Annotated in this window: 28 protein-coding genes, 1 other RNA gene and 2 pseudogenes; 23 read left to right on the top strand and 8 right to left on the bottom strand. The window is 33.9% G+C overall.

Annotated features, from left to right (window positions below; all coding sequences use genetic code 11):
• Positions 1 to 139: 139 nt before the first annotated feature.
• Positions 140 to 724 (bottom strand): annotated as a pseudogene (locus ACTQ54_RS03260) (site-specific integrase).
• A gap of 167 nt (positions 725 to 891) precedes the next feature.
• Between ACTQ54_RS03260 and ACTQ54_RS03255 the strand changes: the two are divergent.
• From ACTQ54_RS03255 to ACTQ54_RS03235, 5 genes and pseudogenes are all read left to right on the top strand, one after another.
• A complete protein-coding gene (locus ACTQ54_RS03255) occupies positions 892 to 1,203 on the top strand; it encodes a hypothetical protein (RefSeq protein WP_441754628.1) in 312 nt (103 codons plus the stop codon).
• Positions 1,204 to 1,368: 165 nt separating this feature from the next.
• Positions 1,369 to 1,581 carry a heavy-metal-associated domain-containing protein gene (locus tag ACTQ54_RS03250; protein WP_441754626.1) on the top strand — a complete coding sequence of 71 codons (213 nt, stop codon included), beginning with the start codon at positions 1,369 to 1,371 and terminating at the stop codon, positions 1,579 to 1,581.
• Positions 1,582 to 1,708: 127 nt separating this feature from the next.
• Positions 1,709 to 3,510, top strand: a pseudogene (locus ACTQ54_RS03245) (heavy metal translocating P-type ATPase).
• Between the two features lie 341 nt (positions 3,511 to 3,851).
• Positions 3,852 to 4,082, top strand: coding sequence for a heavy-metal-associated domain-containing protein (locus tag ACTQ54_RS03240; protein ID WP_441754624.1), 231 nt, complete (start codon positions 3,852 to 3,854; stop codon positions 4,080 to 4,082).
• Positions 4,083 to 4,122: 40 nt separating this feature from the next.
• A complete protein-coding gene (locus ACTQ54_RS03235) occupies positions 4,123 to 4,677 on the top strand; it encodes a Dps family protein (protein ID WP_441754622.1) in 555 nt (184 codons plus the stop codon).
• 693 nt (positions 4,678 to 5,370) lie between these two features.
• Here ACTQ54_RS03235 and ACTQ54_RS03230 read toward each other — a convergent pair.
• The 3 genes from ACTQ54_RS03230 to ACTQ54_RS03220 form a co-directional block, all read right to left on the bottom strand.
• Entirely contained in the window at positions 5,371 to 6,483 is a 1,113-nt protein-coding gene (locus ACTQ54_RS03230) for an IS4 family transposase (RefSeq protein WP_441754620.1), read from the bottom strand.
• Positions 6,484 to 6,848: 365 nt separating this feature from the next.
• Positions 6,849 to 7,973 carry a tyrosine-type recombinase/integrase gene (locus ACTQ54_RS03225; RefSeq protein ID WP_441754618.1) on the bottom strand — a complete coding sequence of 375 codons (1,125 nt, stop codon included), beginning with the start codon at positions 7,971 to 7,973 and terminating at the stop codon, positions 6,849 to 6,851.
• A 65-nt stretch (positions 7,974 to 8,038) separates the two neighbouring features.
• Complete coding sequence (locus tag ACTQ54_RS03220; RefSeq protein WP_441754616.1) at positions 8,039 to 8,638, bottom strand: helix-turn-helix domain-containing protein; 600 nt, start codon at positions 8,636 to 8,638, stop codon at positions 8,039 to 8,041.
• 191 nt (positions 8,639 to 8,829) lie between these two features.
• Here ACTQ54_RS03220 and ACTQ54_RS03215 point away from each other — a divergent pair, with 191 nt between their 5' ends.
• From ACTQ54_RS03215 to ACTQ54_RS03140, 16 genes are all read left to right on the top strand, one after another.
• Positions 8,830 to 9,036: a helix-turn-helix domain-containing protein gene (locus ACTQ54_RS03215; protein WP_441754614.1), complete on the top strand. Its 207-nt coding sequence runs from the start codon at positions 8,830 to 8,832 to the stop codon at positions 9,034 to 9,036.
• A 1-nt stretch (position 9,037) separates the two neighbouring features.
• Positions 9,038 to 9,325: a helix-turn-helix domain-containing protein gene (locus tag ACTQ54_RS03210; protein WP_441754612.1), complete on the top strand. Its 288-nt coding sequence runs from the start codon at positions 9,038 to 9,040 to the stop codon at positions 9,323 to 9,325.
• Between the two features lie 91 nt (positions 9,326 to 9,416).
• Complete coding sequence (locus tag ACTQ54_RS03205) at positions 9,417 to 9,734, top strand: hypothetical protein (protein WP_441754610.1); 318 nt, start codon at positions 9,417 to 9,419, stop codon at positions 9,732 to 9,734.
• 37 nt (positions 9,735 to 9,771) lie between these two features.
• Positions 9,772 to 10,104, top strand: a complete 333-nt coding sequence (locus ACTQ54_RS03200) for a hypothetical protein (RefSeq protein ID WP_441754609.1) — start codon at positions 9,772 to 9,774, stop codon at positions 10,102 to 10,104.
• A 30-nt stretch (positions 10,105 to 10,134) separates the two neighbouring features.
• The gene (locus tag ACTQ54_RS03195) at positions 10,135 to 10,329 is read left to right on the top strand and encodes a hypothetical protein (RefSeq protein WP_441754607.1); all 195 of its coding nucleotides are present in this window, start codon (positions 10,135 to 10,137) and stop codon (positions 10,327 to 10,329) included.
• A gap of 165 nt (positions 10,330 to 10,494) precedes the next feature.
• Positions 10,495 to 10,758: a hypothetical protein gene (locus ACTQ54_RS03190; RefSeq protein ID WP_441754605.1), complete on the top strand. Its 264-nt coding sequence runs from the start codon at positions 10,495 to 10,497 to the stop codon at positions 10,756 to 10,758.
• A 39-nt stretch (positions 10,759 to 10,797) separates the two neighbouring features.
• A complete protein-coding gene (locus ACTQ54_RS03185) occupies positions 10,798 to 13,173 on the top strand; it encodes a phage NrS-1 polymerase family protein (protein ID WP_441754603.1) in 2,376 nt (791 codons plus the stop codon).
• Between the two features lie 298 nt (positions 13,174 to 13,471).
• Positions 13,472 to 13,861, top strand: a complete 390-nt coding sequence (locus ACTQ54_RS03180) for a hypothetical protein (protein ID WP_441754601.1) — start codon at positions 13,472 to 13,474, stop codon at positions 13,859 to 13,861.
• Between the two features lie 240 nt (positions 13,862 to 14,101).
• Positions 14,102 to 14,629 carry a hypothetical protein gene (locus tag ACTQ54_RS03175; RefSeq protein WP_441754599.1) on the top strand — a complete coding sequence of 176 codons (528 nt, stop codon included), beginning with the start codon at positions 14,102 to 14,104 and terminating at the stop codon, positions 14,627 to 14,629.
• A gap of 21 nt (positions 14,630 to 14,650) precedes the next feature.
• Positions 14,651 to 15,010, top strand: coding sequence for a hypothetical protein (locus ACTQ54_RS03170; protein WP_441754597.1), 360 nt, complete (start codon positions 14,651 to 14,653; stop codon positions 15,008 to 15,010).
• A 1-nt stretch (position 15,011) separates the two neighbouring features.
• Positions 15,012 to 15,416, top strand: coding sequence for a hypothetical protein (locus tag ACTQ54_RS03165; RefSeq protein ID WP_441754595.1), 405 nt, complete (start codon positions 15,012 to 15,014; stop codon positions 15,414 to 15,416).
• Between the two features lie 17 nt (positions 15,417 to 15,433).
• The gene (locus ACTQ54_RS03160) at positions 15,434 to 16,084 is read left to right on the top strand and encodes a hypothetical protein (protein WP_441754593.1); all 651 of its coding nucleotides are present in this window, start codon (positions 15,434 to 15,436) and stop codon (positions 16,082 to 16,084) included.
• Entirely contained in the window at positions 16,084 to 16,578 is a 495-nt protein-coding gene (locus ACTQ54_RS03155) for a hypothetical protein (protein WP_441754591.1), read from the top strand. The genes ACTQ54_RS03160 and ACTQ54_RS03155 overlap by 1 nt, the downstream gene beginning before the upstream one ends.
• 498 nt (positions 16,579 to 17,076) lie before the next feature.
• Positions 17,077 to 17,709 carry a head maturation protease, ClpP-related gene (locus ACTQ54_RS03150; RefSeq protein WP_441754589.1) on the top strand — a complete coding sequence of 211 codons (633 nt, stop codon included), beginning with the start codon at positions 17,077 to 17,079 and terminating at the stop codon, positions 17,707 to 17,709.
• Positions 17,710 to 18,175: 466 nt separating this feature from the next.
• Entirely contained in the window at positions 18,176 to 18,352 is a 177-nt protein-coding gene (locus ACTQ54_RS03145; protein ID WP_441754587.1) for a hypothetical protein, read from the top strand.
• A gap of 7 nt (positions 18,353 to 18,359) precedes the next feature.
• Positions 18,360 to 18,839 (top strand): GNAT family N-acetyltransferase, encoded by a 480-nt coding sequence (locus tag ACTQ54_RS03140; protein ID WP_441754881.1) that lies wholly within the window; start codon positions 18,360 to 18,362, stop codon positions 18,837 to 18,839.
• Positions 18,840 to 19,152: 313 nt separating this feature from the next.
• Here the strand turns inward: ACTQ54_RS03140 and ACTQ54_RS03135 are convergent, their stop codons facing one another.
• The 4 genes from ACTQ54_RS03135 to ACTQ54_RS03120 form a co-directional block, all read right to left on the bottom strand.
• Positions 19,153 to 19,380, bottom strand: a complete 228-nt coding sequence (locus ACTQ54_RS03135) for a hypothetical protein (protein ID WP_441754585.1) — start codon at positions 19,378 to 19,380, stop codon at positions 19,153 to 19,155.
• Positions 19,381 to 21,014: 1,634 nt separating this feature from the next.
• Positions 21,015 to 21,381, bottom strand: a transfer-messenger RNA (tmRNA) gene (ssrA, locus tag ACTQ54_RS03130).
• A 68-nt stretch (positions 21,382 to 21,449) separates the two neighbouring features.
• A complete protein-coding gene (locus ACTQ54_RS03125) occupies positions 21,450 to 22,406 on the bottom strand; it encodes an NAD(P)-dependent oxidoreductase (RefSeq protein WP_441754583.1) in 957 nt (318 codons plus the stop codon).
• A gap of 22 nt (positions 22,407 to 22,428) precedes the next feature.
• Positions 22,429 to 23,136 (bottom strand): histidine phosphatase family protein, encoded by a 708-nt coding sequence (locus ACTQ54_RS03120; RefSeq protein ID WP_441754581.1) that lies wholly within the window; start codon positions 23,134 to 23,136, stop codon positions 22,429 to 22,431.
• Positions 23,137 to 23,300: 164 nt separating this feature from the next.
• Between ACTQ54_RS03120 and ACTQ54_RS03115 the strand changes: the two genes are divergently transcribed.
• Positions 23,301 to 24,299: a YihY/virulence factor BrkB family protein gene (locus ACTQ54_RS03115; protein ID WP_441754580.1), complete on the top strand. Its 999-nt coding sequence runs from the start codon at positions 23,301 to 23,303 to the stop codon at positions 24,297 to 24,299.
• On the top strand, positions 24,296 to 25,483 hold the full coding sequence (locus ACTQ54_RS03110) for an FtsW/RodA/SpoVE family cell cycle protein (RefSeq protein WP_441754578.1): 1,188 nt from the start codon (positions 24,296 to 24,298) through the stop codon (positions 25,481 to 25,483). The genes ACTQ54_RS03115 and ACTQ54_RS03110 overlap by 4 nt, the downstream gene beginning before the upstream one ends.
• Positions 25,484 to 25,489: the final 6 nt, after the last annotated feature.

The following is a 25,489-nucleotide window of genomic DNA, read 5'->3' as shown; positions in this document are numbered from 1 at the left end:
CTATTATAATTATGATAGTTATAATCACTAACAAAATAAATACACCAGAGTAGACAAATCCCTTTCCTTTTAGAAGTTCTTTTCTCTGCTCGTTATCATTATCCATCTTGTTCACCTCATTTTCTCCAATAAATCTAGTTTAATTATCCATAAACTTCGCAAACTTATCTGCTGTGTCTTTCTTTTCTTCTTTTTTAACGTGAGCATAGATATTCATCGTTGTTTGGATATCTGTGTGTCCTAGGCGATCCTGAACATCTTTTATTGAAGCTCCCATAGAGAAGAGGATACTACTATGTGTGTGTCGTAACCCATGAACTGTAATTTATTTAAGACCATTACGCTTTTGCACATTTCTCATACGGTCATTGGGAACATTAATTGAATAGAAATTATTTCTCGTATTCGCAAAAATATACTGATCGGGTGTATTCGTATTAAAACCAAGTTTCAGCATGAATTGAGCCTGATATATCTTCCACTGTTTTAAAAGCTTCATCAAGGCATAATCCATATCAATTACTCTTCGACCGTTCACTGTCTTCGTAGGTTGCACAATAATCTTGTTGTTTAAACCCCTAGTGAGTGTTTTACTAATGTTGAGTGTAGATGTATCAAAATCAATATCCGACCATTTAAGAGCTAGTATTTCTGATTTTCGAGCACCGCTGTACGATAATATCCTAAAGTACGTATATCCGTTTACATCTAAACTTTCAACCATTGTATCTTTAGTTATATTCAAATTTAAATTTTGTTTTAGAACGGTGTCTATACATTCAAAGTATTTCTAATAATAACACAGTTTATTGATACGCATCAATTATTACAGCGGTTACCTCTTGTAGACTGTAGATGTAACAAAAATACAAATGCGGAGGATTTATAGAAATGGACAAAAATATAGCAAATGACATAAATGGAAAATTCAATTTTTCACTGGAAGACCATGGTTTAACATTTGATGATTCTAATATGGCTTTAGACTCTTTAGATACTTTTCACGAAAAAACAGACGCTTTGTTAGTCGCGCATAACTGTGAGATACCAGAAGCAGCGCATGATATTACTGGCTTGCAGCCGAAATTAAATATGCTGATTCAAGGGCATGGAGCGGAATTTGATGATTCGAATTTAGATCCCAATAGTATAGATACTGTCCTTCAAAAGCTTGAGATTCTACAAGATGAACATGGTGCATAAAAGAAAAAGAGTTGCTATCTTAACGGATAGTGATTTTTTTCTTCGAATGTTTAAATGAATGTAAAAGATTGATATAAATCAATTCGCAAACAAAATATTCGGTCTATACTAACTGTGTAATCAAAACATTCAGAGTAATGACTAAAAAAATAAAGAAGAGAGAAGATGACGACGATAACGTTGCAATTAGAAAAATTGACCTGTCCATCTTGTATGCAAAAAATCATAGACAATGTAAATGAATTAACGGGGATAGAAACAATTAAAATTTTATTTGATAGAAGCAAAGCAAGAGTAGTATTTGAAGAGAATAAAATATCAGAAGAAGAAATTCTTCATAAGATTGAAGAGATTGGATATTCAGCAAAGGAAATATAAAAACGTATAAAAGTTGATTGGGGGCAATTTTAAATGAAAAAGTGCAGAGTATACTGTAGTCAACAAGTACAAACTAGGAGGAGAAAGAAATGGGTTTTCAGCAAAAAATATCAAGCAGTAAAATAAAATCACACTTATCTCAGGAATTTTAATCGTTATAGGATTTATCGCAAGATTAGGCTTTGACAATATGTAAATTTTCAACGTCGCATTAATTATCGCTTCAATTTTAGGGATTGCCCCAATTGCTCTACAAGCAATTAGTGCTTTAAAAGTAAAAGTGGTCAGTATTGATGTATTAGTGACTATCGCAGTTATTGGTGCTTTTCTCATTCAAAACTATGAAGAGTCAGCAATCGTTACCTTCTTATTCTTATTCGGTAGCTGGTTAGAAGCGCGTACATTAGACTCAACTCGTTCAGCTATTAAAGAACTGACAGAAATGGCGCCAGAAGTCGCGTTTAAACAAATGGACAATGGCGAATTTGAAGAAGTCGATGTGTGGGATGTGGACGAAGGTGATATTCTACAAGTTCGTACCGGTGGAAAAGTACCAGTTGATGGAACGGTTGTAACAGGGGAAGGACATATTAACGAAGCAAGCATTACAGGGGAAGCCGATCCTGTTCGAAAAGAGAAGTGTTCGCAGGAACAATTTTAGAGAGTGGAACCATTCAAATCCGGGCAGATCGTGTCGGAGAAGACACAACCTTTGGGAAGATTATTGAACTTGTTGAAGAAGCACCAGACTCAAAATCGGAAGCCGAATGCTTCATTGACCGATTCTCACAGTGGTATACACCAGCTGTATTGGTCCTAGCCTTTATCGTATGGGTCTTTTCACAAAATATTGAACTGGCCATTACGATTTTAGTATTAGGATGTCCAGGCGCATTAGTAATCGGAGTCCCGGTATCAAACGTTGCGGGAATCGGAAATGGTGCTCGAAACGGTGTACTACTAAAGAGATCAGAAGTAATTCAAGACTTTAGTAAAGTAGATACAATTTTATTTGATAAAACAGGAACTTTAACAGTAGGGAACCCAGAAGATGCAGAATCAAAAACATATGGGGAAGCAGACCAAGCAATAAGCTACCTAGTAAGTGTAGAGAATGAATCCGACCATCCACTCGCAAAAGCAGTGCTATCAACATTAGGGGATATTGACTTATCGCCAGTGGAAGATACTGATGTTGTCAAAGGTGGCGGAATCGTTGCCCAAGTAGATGGACACCGTGTAGCAGTAGGGAACGTCGCTTTAATGGAAAAAGAAAATGTACAGTTAAGTAAAGAAGCGCAAGAAGATTTTGCAGCTTACGAAAAAAGAGGAAACTCCTTAGTCATTACAGCAGTTGATGGTGAACTGAAAGCTTTAATGGGGATTCGTGACCAAGTCCGTCCAGGGGTTAAACAAGATTTACAAGCGATGAAAGATTTAGGTGTCAAAAACTTAATCGTTCTTTCTGGAGATAACAAAGGAACAGTAGACTTGGTCGCAGAAGAATTAGGCTTAACTGAAGCACATGGAAACTTACTACCAGAAGATAAATCAGCTTACTCGAAAGAACTACAAGAAAAAGGTCAAACCGTTGCATTTGTTGGAGATGGCGTTAACGTTAGCCCATCCCTCGCGATGGCAGATATTGGAATCGCAATGGGTGGTGGAACAGACGTCGCAATTGAGACATCAGATGTTGTTTTAATGAACTCAGATATGAGCCGCTTACCACATGCATTAGGTTTAACGCAAAAAACTTCAAGCAACATGACACAAAATATTGTAATCGCAGTCGGATTTGTATTAGTCTTACTAGCCAGTGTATTCTTTAGTGACTGGATGAACATGTCAATCGGGATGTTAGTTCATGAAGCGAGTATCTTAGTGGTAATTGTGAACGGTATGAGACTATTGCGATACAGACTCTAAGGAACTGATGTAGAAACGGCGAACGCAAAAGAGGTTCATGCATAAAAAATACAATAAAAACAAAATAGATTACGGTAGAATTTCCAATATAATATAGTCGAACAAATTTCAGAAACAATTAGGAGATTAATACTAATTCTTGATCTACATCAATTCAATCTATCTAGTCGTCGATTAGAATAGATGCATAAGAGGTAAGAAATGAAAATATTGAAATACAAAATACCTCGTTAAATTGATGTAGATCAAGATTAAAAGCTTGTATAGCTGATATACTATAGGTGTCAATAAGGTAAATCGAATGAATAAAGAACAAATAAAAATTCAAAGGAGAATGTATCATGCAAAAAGCAAATATTCAATTAGAAACGTTAACTTGTCCATCATGTCTACAAAAAATCGAAAATGGTGTTGGTAACTTAAACGGTGTGGATAAAGACAGCTTGAAAGTGATGTTCAATGCAAGCCGTGTAAAAGTATACTTCGACGACACTGTATCAATTGAAGACATAGAAAAAGCTATCCAAGACTTAGGTTATGGCGTAAAAAGATCGCATGTAAAAGCCGCGTAGGTTTACTTAAAAAATCAAAAAAATAATGGAGGAATGAATCATGTCAGAAAAAACACCACAAGAAAGATTAAAAGAAGAACAAGAATATAAAGATCATGTGCATCATACGAAAATAAATGCAGCAGCCATTACAGACCATCTTTTAGGGAATATTCACACACTACATGTAAAGTTACATCAGTATCATTGGTATGTAAAGGGACCTCACTTCTTTACTTTACATGAAAAATTTGAGGAACTATATATTGATAATGAAAAATGGTTTGACCGTTTATCTGAACAACTGCTAGCTTCAGGATATAAACCAGCTTCTACAACCAAAGAGCTTGTCGAGTATTCTATGCTATCAGAAGATCCAGCAGATAAATATATAAAAGCCGAAGAAATGGTTGACAATATCATCGATGATTTCAGAGAAACTCGTGAATTAACGATTCGTGCCATTCACTTGGCGCAAGAAGAAGAGAATGTTGTCTTTGAGGATACGCTAATTGAATTTAAAGATGACTTAGATACAAAAATCTGGATGTTGCAAGCCTTTTTAGGAAAAGAAGCCCTAGAAGATGATGATTACCACGATGAAGAGGAAGACTAATACAATATAGATGAAAAGGAACAAGTAACTGCGAATTTACAAAGTACAGTTGCGTGTTCCTTTTTTGTTTGTCAAATTGTTTCTATAATAGATGGTATTGATGGGCTAATTTTGATTAATTGTCACCATTTTTGCTTTTGAAATGAAAAAAGATCAATGAACGCCTATGATTTAGTTACCAAACAAACCATGAGAAATTCACATGACTCATTTACAGTTAATACGAAAAACACTCGGATTTGTTCTGTAATAGATTACTGAAAATAGGTACAAAACACAACGGATTTATAGTAAAGAGAAGTGTTTAGGAAACGTCTCACTATGTGTATAATGTTTCTCGTAAAGACTAATAAAAATTAGTAGACAAAAAGAAAGAAGACCTCTATTCTATATTCACCACAAACACAGAAAGAGGCCTTCTTATGAATCAAATTATAACAGACATTGTAGAAATTATACACAATAATCAAACACTTATGGACATTGAAATGTCCGTAGAAACTTATTTTACAGAGGTTTTCACTAGTGTTGCATAAAACTATATACTCACCCAATAATTTTATTGTATTTAAATTCACAAGTACTTTTCAGTAAAATGGAAAAAAGTTTTAATTGCTGGCGCAAGGGATGACTTTTTTCCAGAAATTTTAAGCTTATTTTATTTTATCCCCAGTGATTTATGAACATTTTCACTTATCCTGGATCGAATATTCTCACGAAATAATCATAAGATTCAAATTGAACTGCTCGAAACACTCTTAAAATTTGAAAGATGGTTTGTTTTAGTCCAAGTTCCAATTTTATGAGTAGCATAAGTAGATAAACGATCATTGCTAAAATAATTTGGTTAACGACACCATCTTCAGATTTTGAATAGTAATTCTTAATCGTCATGTGCTGTTTGATGTGTTTGAAAAAGAATTCGATTTGCCAACACGACTTGTACATTTTTCCAATCTCTTCCGCCTTAGGCGTTAGCTTATTGGTGACAAGCCGTAAATCCGATTGACCTTTTCTTTCAATCGTAATAACTCGAAAAGGTTTGTCTTTATTTGTGTCCTTTTTCTTGCCTAAAATAACCAGCTGGTCACTGACAACATCAGAATCTTTCTTTACTTCGAATTCATCGAGGACATGAGTAATCGTATTTTTCTTGATTCGGGTAACGAAAAAATAGCCGTCTGAGTGCATCTTATCGAAGCGATCGAAATCTAAATATCCCCGGTCAAAAACATATGTAGCTTCTGGTTTATTAACGAAAACTTCTAGATGGTCACTATCATGCTCAACAGCGTTAGAAATCCCAAATTGCTCAGGATGAAGCAAACCGTCTTCCATGAAACAAAGACTTAAGTGCAATTTAACACCTGATTTTGTCTTACGAAATTTTGCCCAAGGATAGGAAGGTTGACTGAACGAAAAGGTCGTTGAATCAACTAAATATATTTTTTCACTCTTCTGACCTTCGGTCTGCTGATGTACTAGCAATAAAAGTTGGGAAAAGATTTCCATTAACACAGATGTATCCAATTTCTTGAGTGCTCGAGAAAGTTGAGAATAACTGATTTCATCCATTTCGAATGTTTTTCTAAGATCTGGATTTACCAACTGACTATCCAAATGGCGTAAACTCTTTGTTTCATTATTAATTGCGAATAAAAAGAGCCTCAGAGCGCGATCATAGGTTAATTTTTTGATGTAAGATTCAAAGCTTTGAATAGCTTTTTGTGATTTACCACTTAATTTTTCTAAATTTATAAACGACAACCATTTCTTTATGGTCTTTTTTTTTTTATACTTATCCATGCTATTGTCCTTTGTAATGGTCTTGGATAAGTCATCCAACTCCATTATAAAGGATTTTTTTATGCGATGAAATAGTATAATTTTAATGCAACACTAGTGAAAAAATATATTAAAAAGAAATAGTTAATATAAATTAATGTTTTAAAACCATTACCCTTTTTCTATCAGTAATGGAAATGGTAATGGTTGGTAATGGTTTATAGCAGTTGCAAGAAAAGTTCAGAAATTAAAAAAGGCTTCCTACCAGCGTTTAGAAGCTGTTAGGAAACCTTAGTAAAGCTATAATGGAGATGAGGAGAGTCGCAACTATGTTGTTATATCAACGTTTACATCGTTTTGACTACCCTTTTGACTACCCCTAAGGTTTAATTGTTCATAAAATTTAAAAAAGTTTCCGCTGTCTCTTCTTTTTTGGCTTTTGTTACATGGGTATACACGTTCATTGTTGTGGATATGTCAGAATGTCCTAGTCTATCTTTTACAACTTCCATCTTAACACCAGCTTCAAACAATAAAGAACAATGGGTGTGTCTTAAACCATGTACAGTTATTTTAGGAAGATTTACAGCAGTTTGAACTCTATTGATGTTTTGTCTTAATTGTGATGTTGTCAAAAATCCATTGTCTTTATCAGTTGAGAACACCAACTGATTATCAGAACGTTGACCCGTTATCATCAATATTCTTTGTTGCTCTAGTTTCCATGCTTTTAATATATCTATCGTTTGCTGATCTATTGTGATGACACGTTCAGATGTTTTACTTTTAGGAGGTTGAATAATTAGCGAGTTATTAATACCCCTTGTAAGTGCCTTATTGATGTCCACAGTATTATAGTTAAAACTGATGTCATTCCACGTTAAAGCAAGCAGTTCACCTTGTCTCATACCAGAGTAGGCTAGTAATCTAAACATTGCTAGCCATTTTTTTGTGTCATCTTTTTCAAATTGTGATAGCAAAATGTTCAGCTGTTCCTTAGAGTAAAAGTTATCTTTGATGTTTTGAGAAACTTTACTAGCTTTAGGCATGGCAATTTTATCAATAGGACTAAAGTTCATTAGATCCATTTGAATGGCTTTTTTGAATACTTTATTCATGTAGCGAACCATCACTTTATAATTTACGAATTTATCCATCCATTCGTTAACTAACAATTGAATATCATACGGTTTAATTTCAGAGACAATAGCTGAACCTATTTTAGGTAGTATATGCAGTTGAAAAATAGTTGTTGTCTTTTGATAAGTACTCTCACGAACAGTTAAAGAGTAATCTTTTAACCACAATTCATAAACCGCTTCATATGTCATTGATTTAGGTTTATCAATTGGATTATTTTTCAATAGTTGTGCTTCAGCAAGTTTTGCTTCTGTTATTGTGTCGAAACCTCTTAGGGTAGTTCGCTTCTTTTTACCAACTTTATCAAGACCAAGATATACCGAAACATAAAATTTTCGAGTACCATCCTTTAAGTAATATTCTTTAATCATTTTATTTTTCCCTTCTACCACATTACACACACCACACATGACTAGGGGAGAGGGATATTAATAGTTTAGCTTTTTTTAATATTTAATTTAACAGTTCTATCAAAGATTGTTAGTATTCCTTCACTATTTTCCTTTGAATAAATTTCAGAGCTATCTTCAATGTATTTTTTCAAATCATTCATAAATTCAGTTACAAAAATTTGAGGTGAATTTTCAAAGAAATCTTTCAATGTTCTGTAACTTCTTGAATCATAGTCATCTGTAGAAAGTTCCATCATATTATAATAATCGTTTTGATAATCATTAAATAATACTAGTGTGTACTCATAAGATAAAGGTATTGTTCCGTCATCAAAATAAATATTTAAACCATAAAAATTTGCAACAGAGACTATTTCGCCTGTTCTATGGTCGTGAATAGATTGCGGATGATCGTTTTCTTTGAAATTTGTTATTTCATAATCATATTTTGTGTACAAGAAAAAATCTTTAGGTTCAACTTTTAAGAACTTACATAGTGTATTTATTGTATCAAATTGAACCCCTTTACCTGTGTTGTTAACCAAGCTTGTTAAAGTAGTTTTTGATATTTTTGTAGCATTATAAATATCAGTCGCAGAATACCCACGTTCTGCCATTAAAACAGCTAGGTTATTTTTTATCATCTAATCACCTCACTTCTATGTAATTCCAATACTAATATACCACACATTGTTATAAAAAAGTAAAAAAAACCAGCTTACTGTTATTTTTTCGTAATACATTGTTATTTAATATTTCATATTGCAATATAAATAGTATATGGTATGATAATATCATAGAGTATTGTTAAAAAATAACAAAAAGGAGTGATTTTATGAAAAATAATCTAAGGGTTATTTTAGCTTATCAGCAAAAAACTGTTACTGATGTTCATGAAGATACGGGAATCTCAAAAACTACTCTGTTCAATTTATTTCACGAGAGGTCAAAGAATCCGAACTTACAGACGGTTATAAAATTAGCTGATTACCTAAATGTTTCATTAGATGAATTACTAGGAATTAACAGGGAGGTGTATTAAATTGGAACAACCAAAAATACAAGTAACATTACCGCCTGAATATGAAAAACAGCTTTACCAGCAATTCTTGCAATTAGCTAATCAGGCTGTGAAGCAGGCGACTGAAAATATTGGCATATCTAATAAACGTTGGTTAAATGAGACGGAATTAAAAAGCTATATCGGGATTGGTCAGGACACACTCAACAACTTGTTAGAGCAGGGATTACTTACTTATTCAAAGGTAGGAAGGCAGAAGCTTTATAGTATGGAAGATGTTGAACGAGCGATTGAGGCACTAAAATTTTAAAATCCACATTACACACACCACATAATGCAGGGTAAAAAATAACACTCGGTCGGGTTCAATTGGTCCCAACCGCAATAAAGGAGAAAAAAATATGGAAAATCTAAGAAATCAAATTATAGGAAGTATCAACGAACGTTACGAGGAATTGGTTCAAATTAGTAAAGATGTGGTTGAATCCTATGAGAAGGATTCGGAAGTTATAAGACTTTCTTCTCTACAATCAATGGAAGGTTTAACTAAAGATATTACTGATTTACATTTGATGATAGGCGAATTAAACGGAGCGTCTGAATTAGAGGAGATGGACGATTACGAAATTCAGGAATATATTGCAGAACGTATAAATACTCACAAATGGAAAGCAAGCCATCAATACAAAAATTTCATTGAAGAACGTAGCTATGAATAAAATGTATCCAGCTGTTGAATTTAAAGGAGTGTGAATTATGACATTTTCACAAGCAACGGATCAGTTTTGGAGTGACATGGATTCTTTTGTAAACCGCAGAATTTATCAACTAAATAATTGGGAAGAAGTTTACAAAGGTTATGCTGTTAAACCTGATTTTAAATATGATATTGCAACATTGGAACTTGAGCTAATTCTGTTATGTAATGAAATCTTATTAGCTGATTTAACTGATTCAGATAGTTTAGAAGAATTGAAAGTTATAGCTCTTGATACGCTATACGGAAAGATGGATGAGGTTGCTGTTGGTTTAATGGCAAGATGTGATACAACAAAAAAATTAGGGTTTGTTGATGAACAGAAGGACTGATTAGCACTTGCTTTAAAGGGGGTGAACATTATGAAAACAATATTTGGAGTTTCATATAAGAATGGTTACTTTGACGGTGAAGCAAGAGTTATGGAGTTCGATAATCGAGAAGATTTTGAACGTTGGTTACACCAAGAACAATATGATTTTAGATCTAGGGTTGAAATTGACAAAAAGACTGCAGATGAAATCAGTCGCTTTAATACTAAGTTGTGGCAGGTCTAAATGGTGTTGAAATAAGAAAAAAGCTTACTAAAGACCACGAATCTTTAGTAAGCAACATTGGAAATAAACGGTCGAGTGTTTTTTCCGTATTTACTTATATTATACCATTTTTAGAGAATATGTTGAATAGATAACAAAAATCATTTTATGAAAAGGACGATAAACATGAAAAAAGATTATGAGTTAGGAAACGTTTCAGTTACCGCTTCACAAATAAAAGTTTTAACAACAATTACAGATGATATTTTAGCGTCTTTAGAACAGTTAGCATTTCGATTTGAAAAGAACGAACCACAAGCTATTTTTGAACTAGCTTATGAAACGAATAGATGTTTACAGCAACTTATTGAATTAAATTTTATTGTGAGGGGTTTTGCTAGAGATATTGAAGAAAAGTTAGATGAACTTGAGTTACCAAAAGATAAATAATAGTTCAAACGGATTTTACTATAGAGAGGAGGGGATTTAGTGGAACAAAAAATAGACATTACAGGTTATGAAGCAGTACCTGATGAATTGAAAGATTATCCTAATTGGATCGTGTGGAAACGAGAAATAGAACGAGATTCAGACGGTAATATTAAAGTTGATGAGAACGGCGAATCTAAATATACCAAAGTTCCTTATGATCCCGTTGCAGGTGCAGGGGCGAAGGCAAGGACTACTAACCCCGATACATGGCATGACTTCAATACAATCATTGAACACGAGCATAGATTTGACGGATTAGGTTTTGTGTTCACAAACACTCCTTTTATTGGGGTTGATTTAGATAACATTAAAGATGAGATAACAGCCTTTCAAAACGGAAATGAAACAGGTATAGTGGGCGAATTTTATAACCAACTTCAAACCTATGCAGAAATATCTCCGAGCGATAATGGATTGCACTTTATTATAAAGGGCGAATTACCACAAGGTCGCAAGAGAAAAGAACAGGTGGAAATGTATGATAAAACTTCACCTCGATATTTTACCGTTACAGGCAACCAATTAGGCGACATTAATATAATAAACCCCAACGGAACAGAATTAATAAAACCACTTCATAACAAATATTTGGGGAATGAAACACAAAGTAAAAATGATATACCTATACCTGATCCCGAAGGCAACTCACTTACAATCGAAGAACTAACAAAAAAAGCAAGTAATGCTAAAAATGGTGATAAGTTTAAAGCCTTATTCTTTGATGGGGACACTTCACAACACAATGGAGATGATTCTTCTGCAGACCAAGCATTGATTAATATGATGTGGTGGTGGACGAATGGAGACCCCGATAAGGTAGATGAATGGTTCAGAAAATCCGCCTTATATCGTCCAAAATGGGACGAGCAACGAGGTGAACATACTTACGGTTTCCTTACTAGCTATAAAGCTTACGAATCTTTCAAAGGCGGTTATACGGGTAAAAACAACAATAATTTCAGCCTTACTATTAATCAAAATAAAGACAATTGGAGTTCTCGAAAGTGGGAGTTGATTGCTAACAAGCAAAATTTAACCCCAGTAAGTGAGGGAAGTTCTACACTCATCGATGGTAATGGTGTCAAGTGGGTAGAAAAGGACGGGGGTAAAGATAAGCCCTCTAAATTGGTTCTAATTAGAAATTACATTAACCATGAGAAAATGGCTAGCCTTGCTGTAGATCTCATTCAAAACGAGTTCACCGAATATATTGAATATTTTATAGGTGATAAGACTGAAATCGTTGATGATTTTTTCATGTCTGATATGTATCGAAAAGTAAGCGAGATTTACACAGATTTACCTCAAAGAGATATGCTTCATATAGTTAATAATTTAGGTGTAATGAAAAAGTATCATCCAATAAAGGAATTAATTGAATCTGTTAAGTGGGATAAAACCGAACGAGTAGAAACATTTTTCATTGATTTCTTTGGACTAGAGGACACATCATATTACAGAGAAGCCACACGTAAATGGTTTATAGGTGCAATTGCAAGGGTATATGATCCTGGGGTTAAGTTTGATAGCACGATTGTTTTAAGAGGTAAGCAAGGAACGGGTAAAACCACAGCGATTACTAAGCTAGCAATGGATTCAGAATACTATGTTTCCTTGTCTGAACGTATCGATAAGGATGTTCTTTTAAACATTAATAGTGGATGGTTGATTGAGTTGGAAGAATTAGAATTCTTGAAAAACAATTCAGTTGGTGCTGTGAAAAAATTCCTAACAGCTACACAAGATAAGTATCGTATGCCTTATGGCAGGAAAGAGAAATTTTATAAAAGGCATTCGGTATTTATAGCCACGATAAATGATAAGAACTTCTTGAAGGATAGAACAGGTAATAGGCGGTTCGTTCCATTTATGATTCACGATAATGCAGAGCCTGAATTAAGTGTGTTTAATGATTTAACCATGGATTATGTACATCAGCTGTGGGCGGAAGCATTGGAATATTATTCCATTGGTGAGTCATTGGTAATTAGTGAAGAATCCGAAAAAGCGTTCGATATTTTACGAGGTGAAGTTGAAGAAGTTGACATAACAAAAGATACTTTACTTGAAATGTTAGACCTTGAGATTCCACACAATTATTATTCAATGACATTGGAGCAAAAACGCAGTTACTTGAGTGGTGAATCTGGTGTTCAATCAGATTTAGTCATTCGAGAAGATATTACAGCTAAAGAAATTTTAACAGAATTCTTTGGTCGTGATATTGACGGTGATTTAAGAGGCAACACAGTCGCTAGGGAAGTTAACGAGATTATGTTAAACCTTCCGAATTGGAAAGTTGATACAAATATTAAAAGAACATCACCAGATGGAAAAACAAGAAGGCAACGAGGATTTAAGAGGGTTGATTGATTTACACGTTACACGTTAGGAAATTCTAATGTGTAACCTAATGTGTAAGGTCAAAAGCATTGGCATATATGGGTTTTGAAGAAGATTTACACGTTACACGTTAGAAACCATTAATTTTAAGAAAAATAAAAAATAGGTAGGATAAATAATATATTATATCTAATTATATTTCTAATGTGTAATGTGTAAAAAAACCGTAAACCCTTGTGAGAGTAAGGCTGAGAGCTTACACATTAGAAAATCCTAACGTGTAAATTATAAGCGAACATCACCTAATAGGTGTAAGGAGTGTGGGGATATGAGTAATATTATCGATTGGAATGCAATTAAAAAAGTAGTACCTAAAAATAATCACTTTAATTCAACAGATGATCCATACAGTTTTTTTGAATTGAGTAAGCAGGAGCAAGAGAATCTATTGATGTGGTGTCTAATCTTTGAGAGAACGAATAAGTTTAATCACAGAATTTCATCTTATGGATTAAAACATATCTATGAGCGTAATCTTCATGGTAGTTATGTAACGAACGGACAATTTAAAGGAGCTATGCTTCTAGCAGGGTTTAAAGTTTATGATGTAGATAAAAAAAATTGGAGATTTAACATTAAAATGCAAGAAGTGGAATCTGAAGAAAAGCGAAACATCAGACAATCCATTCCTATTATTTTTCCTGAAGCAAAGGAGTGATCCAATTGAAAAAAGCCTATATTAAAGATTTTGATTCTAGGGAATTGACATATAAAGTGCTGGTGACGATAAATAAATTAGAGAAGCAAGGTTATTCGATTACCAGCATTAATAGGCATTATGATGAAGGTCACATTGTTACGTTAACGTATGTGCCTAGCAGGTACCCCGTTACTGTAAGATAGTCATTCTGTAACGTGATTAAAAGTTCATATAAATTGATAATTTCATTTCATGGGGGTGCAGGCGATTAACTTAACACATTATGCAATTAAAGAAACAATTACTTATTATTTTGGATTGGAGAACCGAATAAAAAAGGCTTTGCAAAATAAAGAATCTTTTCAAGGTTCTTATTACAATCTACATTCGTTTACTAGTGGAACGATATTTGATAGAGCTATTGAGCCTAGCCATCAAGCCTTGTCACCTGAACAGCACGCTATCATATTAGCAGATGTTCAAAGTTCTATAGATGGACGGATAGCAAGGCATAAGGACAGGTTAAAGCTCTTCAATAGGTATTTGGTTAATATTGATGTGGATACCCTGAAACAGGCTTTAAACAGCCCTGACAGCGTTCCTTCTGATATTGAGATTGCAACTTATGAAGAGATACAAGAGATAGAGCAATACATACGATTGAAATACAACCCTAGAAAGTATGTCAATACAATTAAACCAAAGAAGAAACAGAATGCAATTTCAAAACAAAGGGAATCAAATGTATTACAACGATTAGCAAGTTTTGATATGACAGCTGATTAATATGGGAGGGAATACTGGATTGTGGAAAAGAAATACGGATGGCAGACTAACCATATATTGAGGAAATTACCGATTTATTTGAATGGTGGTGCAGAACAGGATTGGGGACAAAGAAACTATGAACAAATTCTAAAGGTATTGGAAAAATTAAATGATGACGAATTACGGTTTGTTAAAGCTAAATATATAGATCTAGTTTCAATTGATGAAAAAACCAAAGAAATACGATTACCTACAATTAAAGCCATACGGAAGCACTTAGAAATACCTGCCAAAGAACTAGCTGATTTAATTGATGTGACTAATAAAAAAGTAGTCACCATCCACAGAAAACTAATTAATGAAGAAGAACAACGAACTTCTGAAAGGAGGTCAATCTGATATGAATAATAGGCAGGTTCGTAGGTTGTACAAAGTGTTTGGTACCTTATCTGTTCCAGATAGTACTGTTCAAGAAGAACCATTAATCACTACCGATAGCCCTTTAGCATTTCAGTATTTGAATCGGAAACAACAAAAGGTTTTATTGGATTATTGTAATTCGCTACAAAAGTCTAAGCGGGTAAACAAGAAGCGTAGTTCAGTTGATTTAAAAGAAATGTTTGAAGTTGAGAATAGCATTTATATAACGAATGGTGCATTTAAAGGTGCGATGTATTTAGCAGGTTTTACTATTGATGATATTCATGCGGATGAGTGGTATTTCAATGTGAGTGAAAAAGGATTTAAAAAAATGGAATTTATAAAATGGTTTAATAAAACAATAGTTGAAAAGTGGTTGAAATAAGAAAGGAATTAATGAAAATGAGTTATGAAAAATCTATCAAACAATTTAACCGATTAAGAAATGCGGAAGTTGAAACATTACGTTTTGCAGACCCACGACACAATCAAATAAAGGCAGGTTCAGGCAATCTTTTAGGGAGTAGTGAAAGTTTTTATTCAGCGTTAAGAAAAGCGAAAGAATCCGATATCACAGGACGAAAAAGAATTGAGTTACTTACAGATTTACAAGGCACAGATCATAAAAACTTTTATAGTGAAGCGTATGAGAAATCCGTTAAAAATTTAGATGAGTTGAAACAGGAGATTAATTTAGCAGAGACAATTGAAGAAGAACAAAAGGAATTACAGATTCAAATAGACCAGTTAACTGATAAAGTGTCTGAACACATCAAAGAAGCTCAGGAATTAATTCAACAGATTGTTTTAGATACTAAAGAGAAAGTGAAGCCAGCATTAAATGCTTTATCAAAGATTGAACAGGATGAGAACTATCTGTTTCATAGCGACAACAAACCTCTAACCTTGCTTTTTAAAGGGGTTAGCTATTACGTTCCAGAAGTTAGTCCATTACTAGCAAAGCCTGTTATAACTAATCAAGGAAACCGTGCTATTTCTAATCGATATACAAAGACAGATGTGACTAAAGAAATTTTAGGGGGAATTAAATAATGAATGCATTCGAAAAAAACATTGCACAACTTAATGGAGAAGCTTATGGATTGCCAGCGGTATATACTTATGTTAGAGAATATATTCCGATTGATACAGATGTTTCATCAGCTGTTGATATGGGTAATTATTATCAAGTAACTACTAAGCATTTATCAGATGATGGCTATCGTCATACTACTACTACAAAGAATATTCATAAGAGACATTTTCAATTAGTTTATCCATTTTATTATGATGATCCAGACGAGACAGAAGAAGAACGAATTAAGATTGTTGAATCGGTAGAATACGATTCAGATGTTTTGTCGCACTTGCGAGGGAACGTTGATAAGTATATGCATGCTCTCATCAAGGAGGAAGGTAAGAACTTACTGAACAGCTATACACATGCTTACTTGGTTGAGTCTTATCCATACTATGCACGCTTAAGCCTTAGCCCTAGAACCTTTAGAGCAAGCCAGACCTACACACCTATATTCAGTTACGAGTAACCCAGACCTCTATATAAGTGTGTGACCTGAAGAAGGGCGAGACACACAGTAGCTCTAGCTATGATATTATTCGTTGCTCTGTACACACCACACAGCCTATACACACTACTCTACTAGCTTAGCTACACACAAGGGGGGTACATAAGCTGTGTGGATTGTGTTTTTATAGTTGGGGGAGGTTTTTGCTGTGAATTAAACCCCCCATTGAAACCATCTTGACCTTTTTGGGGGAACCATGAAACGGGGAGGGGGTAGAGACTAAACAAAAAGAATAACTATACGTACGATAGGGGGTTACATGTGTCACGCCTAATTGCATAAAAAAGATGGTTTATATACATAAATATTGATTAGTAAATATATTTACAGTATATAACGGTTGTCTTATTTAACCAATTTATCTTCATTGAATCGTTTGTAGATAAAAACATCATTAAATTAACTTTGTCCTGAATATGACCCTAAACTATTTAAATAGCTATAGGGAGGAGGAACTAAGTGAAGAAAATTAAGTATGAATTTAGAAATGAAGTGACTGAAGAAGCTTTTATTTTATATTTGTCAGGTCGTATAGGTGAAAACTATTTTGAAGATGATAATTATATCAGTGCTGAAATGGTTCGAGAAGCGTTGCAAGGTGTCGAACAGCCGATTATCATCAAGTTAAATAGTGCAGGTGGTGACGCCTATCAGGGCATTGAAATCTACAACTATTTAAAAGACCATCCACAGCATATTACTGTCGAGGTAACAGGTTGGGCAGCAAGTGCAGGGTCAATTGTATGTATGGGTGCTAATAAAGTGGTTATGAACACAGGGACAACAATGTTAATTCATAATGCTAGTGGTATGGTTTACGGTAATGCTGATGACATTGAAAATTACGGTCGTATGGTTAGGACATTAGATTCGTCAATAGTCGATATTTATGTGGAACGAACAGGAATTAGCAGAAAAAAGATTATCGATTGGATGAATGTTGAACAAACATTTAATGCTAAAGAGTGCCTACAGCATGGTTTTGCTGATAAAGTTAAATCTGTTGTGGAAAACATGGTACAAAGGCATCAAGCTAAAAATAATAAAGTAAATGTAATATTAAAAAATCTACAAACACTAGGTACAAAGTAGTTAGTTAGGTGTGTTTTCCCTAGTGTTGGGACAAAAGTTCTTCATTTAGTTGTTGGTCTACACAGAAACAAATATTTAGATCAATAAGAAGGCACTTATATTGGAGCTTTTTTCAAAAGCCTTTATAAGTGTCTTTTCTATGTTGAATTTTAGATATTTAGTCTTGATTCATGAGAAGGTGTAAATAGGGTGAATCCACCACATTAAAAAGGAATCGCATATATCATGGCTAAAGATAGTGAAGCAGTTTTGAAATATATTCTTTGGTAATAAATTAGATCTAATGAACTGTATTTTTTAAACTTTAGTATATTTTTTTAATCATAAAAATGGATTGATCCGTTTTTGTGTTTATTACGTAGCTTTTGATACAATACCGCATGTTGTGCTTTCAATTCAATAATTTGATTGGTAAATTATAATAAACCATAGATAGTGTTATATTTTTAAAAGGGAGGGCAACCATATGGCTGTGATAACAAGAAGTGTAGTAATTCCAGTTAATAATGAACTTGAAAAAGAAGTGGTAAAAAAGAATTTAGAAACATCTAGCCATGCTTCTAGTAAGGTTATTAATGAGTTGAAATCATTACCTAAAGTTAAAGTAATTAGGAATTGTCCGTTGTCAGGTAAAAATGGGTAATTGAGTAATTATTTCTGATGTTAACTGTTGGATTCATAATGCACATGAAAAAGCAAAGAGTTTTAATTGTGGAAACCTTGAATTAAATAATTATATTTTAGATGAAACGAATCCAGTAAAACAGAAACATGCTAATAAAACAACCATAGCTGATGTAGATGGAGATTTAGCAGGGTATATTTCATATACAATTTCTAAAATAGTGCCTGGAAGTATTTCTGCTAGTTTAAATGATGGCTATCCTTATTTAATTATCGAATACTTTGCAGTAGATGAAAAATACAAAGGTCATGGTGTTGGACGTCAGTTAATGCTTGAAGTCATTAAAGCAACTTCAAGGGTTTACCAAGATGTAACGATTCACGGAATATATCTTACAGCATTAAAAGAATCAGCAGACTACTATATAGATAAATTCGAATTTACAGTTCTTAATCCATTCCATTCGCTTACGATAATCCTAGCAATAGCTTGCCGATACCAATGAAGTTAGACATACAAGCAGTATTAGATATTGCTTGGTCAGTAGGAGATTAAAGTAACCCCACTCATTTTTATTGTGGGGTCTTTTTGTATCTATATTATTATTTTAGATCCTATTCGTTCAATAATAATTCCATCTTTACTCTCAACGTTGGGAATAGCTGAAATTGGATCAATACATGTGTAGAGAATACCGGTTTTAAGGTCAATTCATATAAGCGGATGGGTAACGTATCATGAAATGAGCGTAGAAACAGCGTTATGAAGGCGAAAATAATGCTGTTATGATGATTTAAGAACATAACCCCTTGTGGGTATTAGCTACAAGGTAAATTGTATAAGCCTAGATTTCTGAACCAACCTTCGGTAAAATTGAATGTCACATTTGTAGCATTTTGTGCTACACGACCACCTTGAAATAATTTAGTTTTTTCTAGTACTGTTGTAGCAATCTTTTCTAGTAACATGAAATATTGGCTTACTTTTTGTCTAGTCCACCCAATACGGTCACCTATTTCTTGTTGCGTATAGCCTTCTTCTTTCATCTTTTGAATGACGGACTCCCGACATTTTCTGTCGCACGTCCTTTTGATACGGTTTGATTAAATTTTAGAATTTCCCCGACACTCTCTAAAAATCAGCTGTTTTTATAGATCTATCTGAAATTCAAATGACAGAATTCTGTCAATCAATGACAAACAACCTTTTTCAAAAAGGCTTTGGATTTCTAGAATCTTCTGTCAATTTACTTTCCTAACAAATTGGCACATTTGTATCATTCTGTGACACACTACTATCTGAAACGATTTTGCTGTAATCAAAAGTTTTGTGTCAATTCTGCCTATACAATCAATGTGAACTAGATACAGAGTAAGTTTATTGATAATTTAAAAGCAGTCTCTAGGTTAATTGATAAGACCAGCAATTTAAACATGGTTGATATTACAGACTAGCCGAACCACTTGCAGAAACTTTGCAGGCTTAAAAACGCCCATAAACGCTATACAAGACGTTTTTTTTATTTATAGACTGATACCTATATTTACCTTATATATTCCCTATACAGCGATTATGAGTGCATTAAATGGAAGGCAGATACCCTTAATATGTAGCGTGTTTATTTTACTAATTAAATTCTATTTTCCTAACTTGAACTAAAAAAGACCTGCTAATTCATTGATTACCATTAAAATGTAGTTTCTGAATATTGCTAAGAGTTTATTCAAGTGTGGGGATATTATGCTTTAAAGGGTAAAATTAGTTTTCCAGAGTAGTTTATCGAATACCGTGACTTTAACTCATTTTTGAGCGAATCGAGTGACAACCCTATATAAAAATGGTGCTTATATAACACCGCTGTTAGATCAATTGTGAATGAGCCCATCCAGCAAATGGAACATAGCGACTGTAAAAAGGGTAGACGGAACTGTATGCTTATGTTGGATGGTAAGAGTTTAAGGGGTATAACCGAATAAGCCATACAAGGCTGTTTCAGATTGTTATGTAGGTAGTCTATCATCAAATAACCGTAGAAGCAGAATTTTAGAAGATGGCTAATAACGATAGGCTGTTCAGTAAGGTTAAAAAGAAGTGCAGGGGGGTTTATTTTTGTTATTGGTGAATCTAAACCCGATAATGATAGCAACCCTACAGATAAGTGTTTTTATAAAACCCTTCTACAGAAGTGATAGGCTTATGTTCATCAAATTTCTGCATAAGAACGGGTTAATTTTAGATATGATCCATTCGAACAGATTACACAATTGATTTATTATTCACAGTTTATTAAACTGAAGGTGTTACAGATGACATGCTTATTCGATTGTGAAGTTGGATTATTTTGAGTTCTATAAAGAAAGTATAGTAATAAGTGCTAGATGGTGTATAGAAGGAAAATAAAAGGGTAATACCCTAATCATATTTGGTGTATGTAATGTGGATTAATTTTATATAGAAAAAGTAATGCTGAATGTTTGATTCTTTCCTGAATTATAAAATATTAAACAGTAAATATAGTAACAATATTATATAAGTATATTTATGTTTCATTATTATGATAAAATGACTACCCTATTGACTACCCCTAATAGTAAATAATGGGTTTTGTAAGGAAAATCAAACCAACAAAAAAGGCTCTAAATCAACATTTAGATGTTGTTAGAACCCTAGAAATTATATCAAATGGAGATGAGGAGAGTCGAACTCCTGTCCAGATATCTCGCCACTTACAAATCTACGTCAATAGTTTATCGACTTAAAATTTAGCTTGCACCTAGCTGATAAACGAGCATCAGTGTTCGCGAGTCTGATAATCTCTCCATTAGCTTGCAGACGGAAAGCTAATGTGTATCCCACTTAATTTGAGACCAGGTTCCGAGCACATGGGTGATGCCGGGCTGATCTTTGCAAGCAGTTTTTAGGCTGCTAAAGCAAAATTATTGTTTGTGTTTTTTGCAGTTATATTTAACTGTAGCGTTTTTAGGAAGTCGCTGCCTTCCTGACGCATCATAAGTTCGAACAATACCTGTCGAAACCATGACATCCCCGTAATATACTTCATTATAGCATGTCATGGTTTGTATGTCAAACATGGTCAATGTTTACACTGAATGACTTAATTGACTAGGTTTTTTGGTTCACCATCAAGAAAAGCCAAGACGTTATCAAAAACAATTTTTGCACGTTTTACCATTGCTTCGTCCGTCAAATAACCAATATGAGGTGATAAAAGGGCGTTCTTAGCATTCAATAAAGGATCATTACTTGGTAAAGGTGGTTCTGTATCGAAGACATCAATCCCGGCACCTGCAATGTTGTCATTATTTAAAGCATCGGCTAAAGCTTGATTGTCAATAATCGGTCCGCGAGCCACATTAATTAAAATGGCGGATTCCTTCATTAAAGCTAATTTTTCTGCATCTAATAAGTGTTTGGTTGAATCAGTTAGAGGGAGATGAACTGATACGATATCACTTTCACTTAAAACTTCATCTAGCGATTTGTACTCAATGCCCAAATCTTTCACTTCTTGGCTTTCTGAACGGTTATAAGCAATCACTTTTGCGCCAAATGCTATAAATAGTTTAGCTGTAGCCAAACCAATATCACCCATACCTAAAATACCGACCGTTTTGCCATGAATTTCTTGCCCCTGAATTAGACCTGGAAAATCTTCAGCTAAACGAACATCTTCATTTCCTTGAGCTAATGAACGGTAAACACCCATCGTTAGTCCAATCGTTAATTCTGCGACGGCTTGTGTTGCATAACCAGATGAATTTGCAACTTTTATATTATTTTCAGTTGCATACTTTACATCAACATGGTCTGTACCCGTAAAAGCAACATTAATCAATTTTAATTGATCTGCATTCTCAAATGATTCTTTTGGGTAAGGGGAATTAGCAATGATAACGATATCTGCATCTTTAGTTCTTTCAGCTAATTCTTTTGGATCAGTTGTTCGCTCACTATAACTTTCAAAATCATAACCTTTGTCTTTTAAAGCTAGTGATAACTCAGCTATTGTTTCATCTGGAACTCTTAATGGTTCTAATAATACAATTTTCATCTTTAACAGTTTCCTCCTTTATTTATTTTTCTGAATGATCAACTGAAGCTTCATCTGCAATTTCTGCAAAGTGATCCACTTGATTGTATGCAAGGAGTTCAAACTGACCATTCAAATATTTTACAATTGAAACAGAAGCATTTTTTAAAGGTTCTATTTCGTCAAAATCGGCAACTAAGCCCTCTAACAGATTTCGGATAGTCATACCATGGCTAACAACCAATATATTTTTATTCGTATCAGCATGGCGTTCAAGCAATTCAATTAAGCCTGTCTCAACGCGCATCCAAAAATCCATATAGTTTTCAGCATTATTATACGGATCAATCTCTTTAACAGTATTCATAAAGAATTGAACTGTTTTACGATCACCAGCAGGTAAATCATGTTGCTTAGTGACGAATTCATCGACTTGATCCCATAGTACTTTGGCAGGTAAGCCTTCATAATAACCAAAGTGTACCTCTCGGAAAGCTTTCATTGGAACAATTGTTAAGTTTTCAGCAAAGTTATTTTCGGAAAGAATTATTTCCGCCGTATCAATTGTTCGCATTAAATCACTCGAATAGACAGCATCGAATTCAACATCAGCCAATCCTTTTCCGCTTCGATGAACATCTTTTTCTCCACGTTCAGTTAATGGTGCATTTGCCCATCCTTGAACACGTTCCATCAAATTCAAAAAAGTTTCGCCATGTCTTACAAAATAAAAAGTTACACCTGTTGCCATAAATTGCCTCCTAAGTAATTCATAAATCTATTATACCTATCCAAATTCCAATAGTCTAAATTTTTTATTTTCATAAAAATTAATAAAAGTTCGGTGTAAAGATGCAATTTCAAATTAGTTATGTTAAATTTAGATAGTTAATATGAAGTAAGGAGGCGAACTACTTGGAATTAGAGCAACCTTCAGTCGTATCACGTTTGTTAAAAACCTTCAAAGTAAATAATCAACAATTAAAATTTGGAAGCTATGCGGCAGAGCTGTCATTCTATGTTATTTCGGCAATTATCCCCGTTTTATTAGCACTTGCTAACGTTATAGCTGTTCTACCTATTTCAGAAGCTGAAATTCTGCAAACCATCAATCGAGTCCTTCCATATGAGGTAGGGAATGTATTAATACCGATCTTGGAATCCTATTTAACAGGAACAAGTTCGAGTATATTCTCTTTGGGGTTAATTATTTCTTTATGGCCAGCATCCAATGTGTTTAATACCCTACAAAGAGTATTGAACACCATCTATAAAGTAGAGAAAAGTCAGAATTTTATTTTTAAACGGGCTTTTGCATATTTATTTACTTTAGCGACAGTTTTTGTAGTGACAATATTGTCATTTACCATGTTATTCGGTGAATATATTCTTACTTTCTTAAGTGAGACGTTCCATATTCGTTTATATGCAATCGATGTTATCTTTGAACAAGGTTGGCTTATAGGTTTGTTAATTACTTTTTCTATTTTGGTCGTTATCTATTACTTTATTCCTAATGTAGATTGGTCGATAAACTATAGTATACCTGGAGCCATAGTCGCTTTAATTGGCTTTCTCCTAGTTTCTCAATTATTTACTCTGTACTTAGCTTTTTCAAGCAATAGTACCAGTAATAGCACTATTGGAGTGCTTATTATTGTGGTCATTTGGTTGTATTTTAACTCAATGGTGATAGCTATTGGTGGCTATGTGAATGTTTTTTATCATGATTTTAAAGAGAAAAGTTATTGGAAGCTTGTTGAGGAAACGACGCAATATAAACAATTTGCTTCTTATAGTCCTAATTTTCGACATCATAGTAGCTTAATGCCAGGTTTAAAATATAGAATTTTTAAAGTAAATGATGAAAAAGAATCTCAGTCTTTACTTAGTGAAAAGGAGAAAACCGAATGAATACCGCCAGACGTAGACAACCATACGATAATAGAATTGATTATGGCATTATTTTAAGTGTCATGTTGCTTGCAATAATTGGGTTAGTGAGTGTTTATTCAACCACTACTCTAATTGAAGGATCAGATATCCGACCGACTCTATTACATGCTTTGTGGTATGGGGTAGGAGCCATCGCTGTTATCGTTGTGATGCAATTTGATAGTGAACAGTATTGGAAATTGTCGACATTTTTATATGGATTTGGAATTTTGTTATTAGTCGCTGTTTTACTATTTTATGACCGTGAAATGGCAGCTTCGACAGGAGCACAATCTTGGTTTAGAATTGGAGGCTTTACTTTCCAACCTTCAGAAGTTTTTAAACCAGCTTACATTGTTTTTTTAGCACGAGTAGTAACCGAGCATAATAATCGTTATACTAATCGGACGTTAAAAACAGATTGGATTTTACTAGGTAAGATTATGCTATTCGCTTTACCACCGGTCGTTTTAATTCAAGAACAAAATGACTTAGGAACAAACTTGGTTATCATTGCTATTACAGCAGGAGTTGTTTTAGTATCTGGTGTTTCTTGGAAAATTTTAGCCCCTGGTATTTTAGTTGTCACACTTTTAGGTGGGGGATTAATCTACTTAGCAGCTTTTCATCGCGACTTACTGTTGTCTACAGGCTTATTCCAACCTTACCAGTTGAATCGTATTGATTCATGGCTAAATCCATTCGGAGATACTCAAGGAAATGCTTATCAATTAGTTCAAAGTATTATGGCAATTGGTTCCGGTCAGTTGTATGGTAAAGGCATTGGTATTTCTGAAGTTAGTGTTCCAGTAAGAGAGTCTGACTTTATTTTCACGACAATCGGTGAGAACTTTGGCTTCCTTGGAGGAGCGATTTTACTACTTATTTATTTTGTGTTAATCTATCAGATGGTGCAAACATGTTTCGAAACTCAAAATGAGTTTTATACCTATATCGCAACGGGTGTTATTTCAATGATTTTATTCCATATTGTAGAAAACATTGGAATGACGATTGGATTACTTCCCATTACTGGGGTTCCTTTACCTTTTATTTCTCAAGGTGGTTCTGCCTTGTTAAGTAATATGATTGGTGTTGGTTTAATCCTTTCTATGCGATACCACCATCATAGTTACATGTTTACTGAAAATGAAACTTATTAGAAAGAG

The organism is Fundicoccus sp. Sow4_H7 (genome assembly GCF_052115865.1).
GTDB lineage: Bacteria > Bacillota > Bacilli > Lactobacillales > Aerococcaceae > Fundicoccus_A.
The sequence above is the reverse complement of the archived record's forward strand: the minus strand, read 5'-3'. Positions and strand labels throughout refer to the sequence as shown.

Excerpts from the sequence above, each read along its gene's own strand:
- ACTQ54_RS03255 (WP_441754628.1), top strand. The coding sequence starts at position 892 with ATGGACAAAAATATAGCAAATGACATAAATGGAAAATTCAATTTTTCA.
- ACTQ54_RS03250 (WP_441754626.1), top strand. The coding sequence starts at position 1,369 with ATGACGACGATAACGTTGCAATTAGAAAAATTGACCTGTCCATCTTGT.
- ACTQ54_RS03240 (WP_441754624.1), top strand. The coding sequence starts at position 3,852 with ATGCAAAAAGCAAATATTCAATTAGAAACGTTAACTTGTCCATCATGT.
- ACTQ54_RS03235 (WP_441754622.1), top strand. The coding sequence starts at position 4,123 with ATGTCAGAAAAAACACCACAAGAAAGATTAAAAGAAGAACAAGAATAT.
- ACTQ54_RS03230 (WP_441754620.1), bottom strand. The coding sequence starts at position 6,483 with ATGGATAAGTATAAAAAAAAAAAGACCATAAAGAAATGGTTGTCGTTT.
- ACTQ54_RS03225 (WP_441754618.1), bottom strand. The coding sequence starts at position 7,973 with ATGATTAAAGAATATTACTTAAAGGATGGTACTCGAAAATTTTATGTT.
- ACTQ54_RS03220 (WP_441754616.1), bottom strand. The coding sequence starts at position 8,638 with ATGATAAAAAATAACCTAGCTGTTTTAATGGCAGAACGTGGGTATTCT.
- ACTQ54_RS03215 (WP_441754614.1), top strand. The coding sequence starts at position 8,830 with ATGAAAAATAATCTAAGGGTTATTTTAGCTTATCAGCAAAAAACTGTT.
- ACTQ54_RS03205 (WP_441754610.1), top strand. The coding sequence starts at position 9,417 with ATGGAAAATCTAAGAAATCAAATTATAGGAAGTATCAACGAACGTTAC.
- ACTQ54_RS03200 (WP_441754609.1), top strand. The coding sequence starts at position 9,772 with ATGACATTTTCACAAGCAACGGATCAGTTTTGGAGTGACATGGATTCT.
- ACTQ54_RS03195 (WP_441754607.1), top strand. The coding sequence starts at position 10,135 with ATGAAAACAATATTTGGAGTTTCATATAAGAATGGTTACTTTGACGGT.
- ACTQ54_RS03190 (WP_441754605.1), top strand. The coding sequence starts at position 10,495 with ATGAAAAAAGATTATGAGTTAGGAAACGTTTCAGTTACCGCTTCACAA.
- ACTQ54_RS03180 (WP_441754601.1), top strand. The coding sequence starts at position 13,472 with ATGAGTAATATTATCGATTGGAATGCAATTAAAAAAGTAGTACCTAAA.
- ACTQ54_RS03165 (WP_441754595.1), top strand. The coding sequence starts at position 15,012 with ATGAATAATAGGCAGGTTCGTAGGTTGTACAAAGTGTTTGGTACCTTA.
- ACTQ54_RS03160 (WP_441754593.1), top strand. The coding sequence starts at position 15,434 with ATGAGTTATGAAAAATCTATCAAACAATTTAACCGATTAAGAAATGCG.
- ACTQ54_RS03155 (WP_441754591.1), top strand. The coding sequence starts at position 16,084 with ATGAATGCATTCGAAAAAAACATTGCACAACTTAATGGAGAAGCTTAT.
- ACTQ54_RS03145 (WP_441754587.1), top strand. The coding sequence starts at position 18,176 with ATGGCTGTGATAACAAGAAGTGTAGTAATTCCAGTTAATAATGAACTT.
- ACTQ54_RS03135 (WP_441754585.1), bottom strand. The coding sequence starts at position 19,380 with ATGAAAGAAGAAGGCTATACGCAACAAGAAATAGGTGACCGTATTGGG.
- ACTQ54_RS03125 (WP_441754583.1), bottom strand. The coding sequence starts at position 22,406 with ATGAAAATTGTATTATTAGAACCATTAAGAGTTCCAGATGAAACAATA.
- ACTQ54_RS03120 (WP_441754581.1), bottom strand. The coding sequence starts at position 23,136 with ATGGCAACAGGTGTAACTTTTTATTTTGTAAGACATGGCGAAACTTTT.
- ACTQ54_RS03110 (WP_441754578.1), top strand. The coding sequence starts at position 24,296 with ATGAATACCGCCAGACGTAGACAACCATACGATAATAGAATTGATTAT.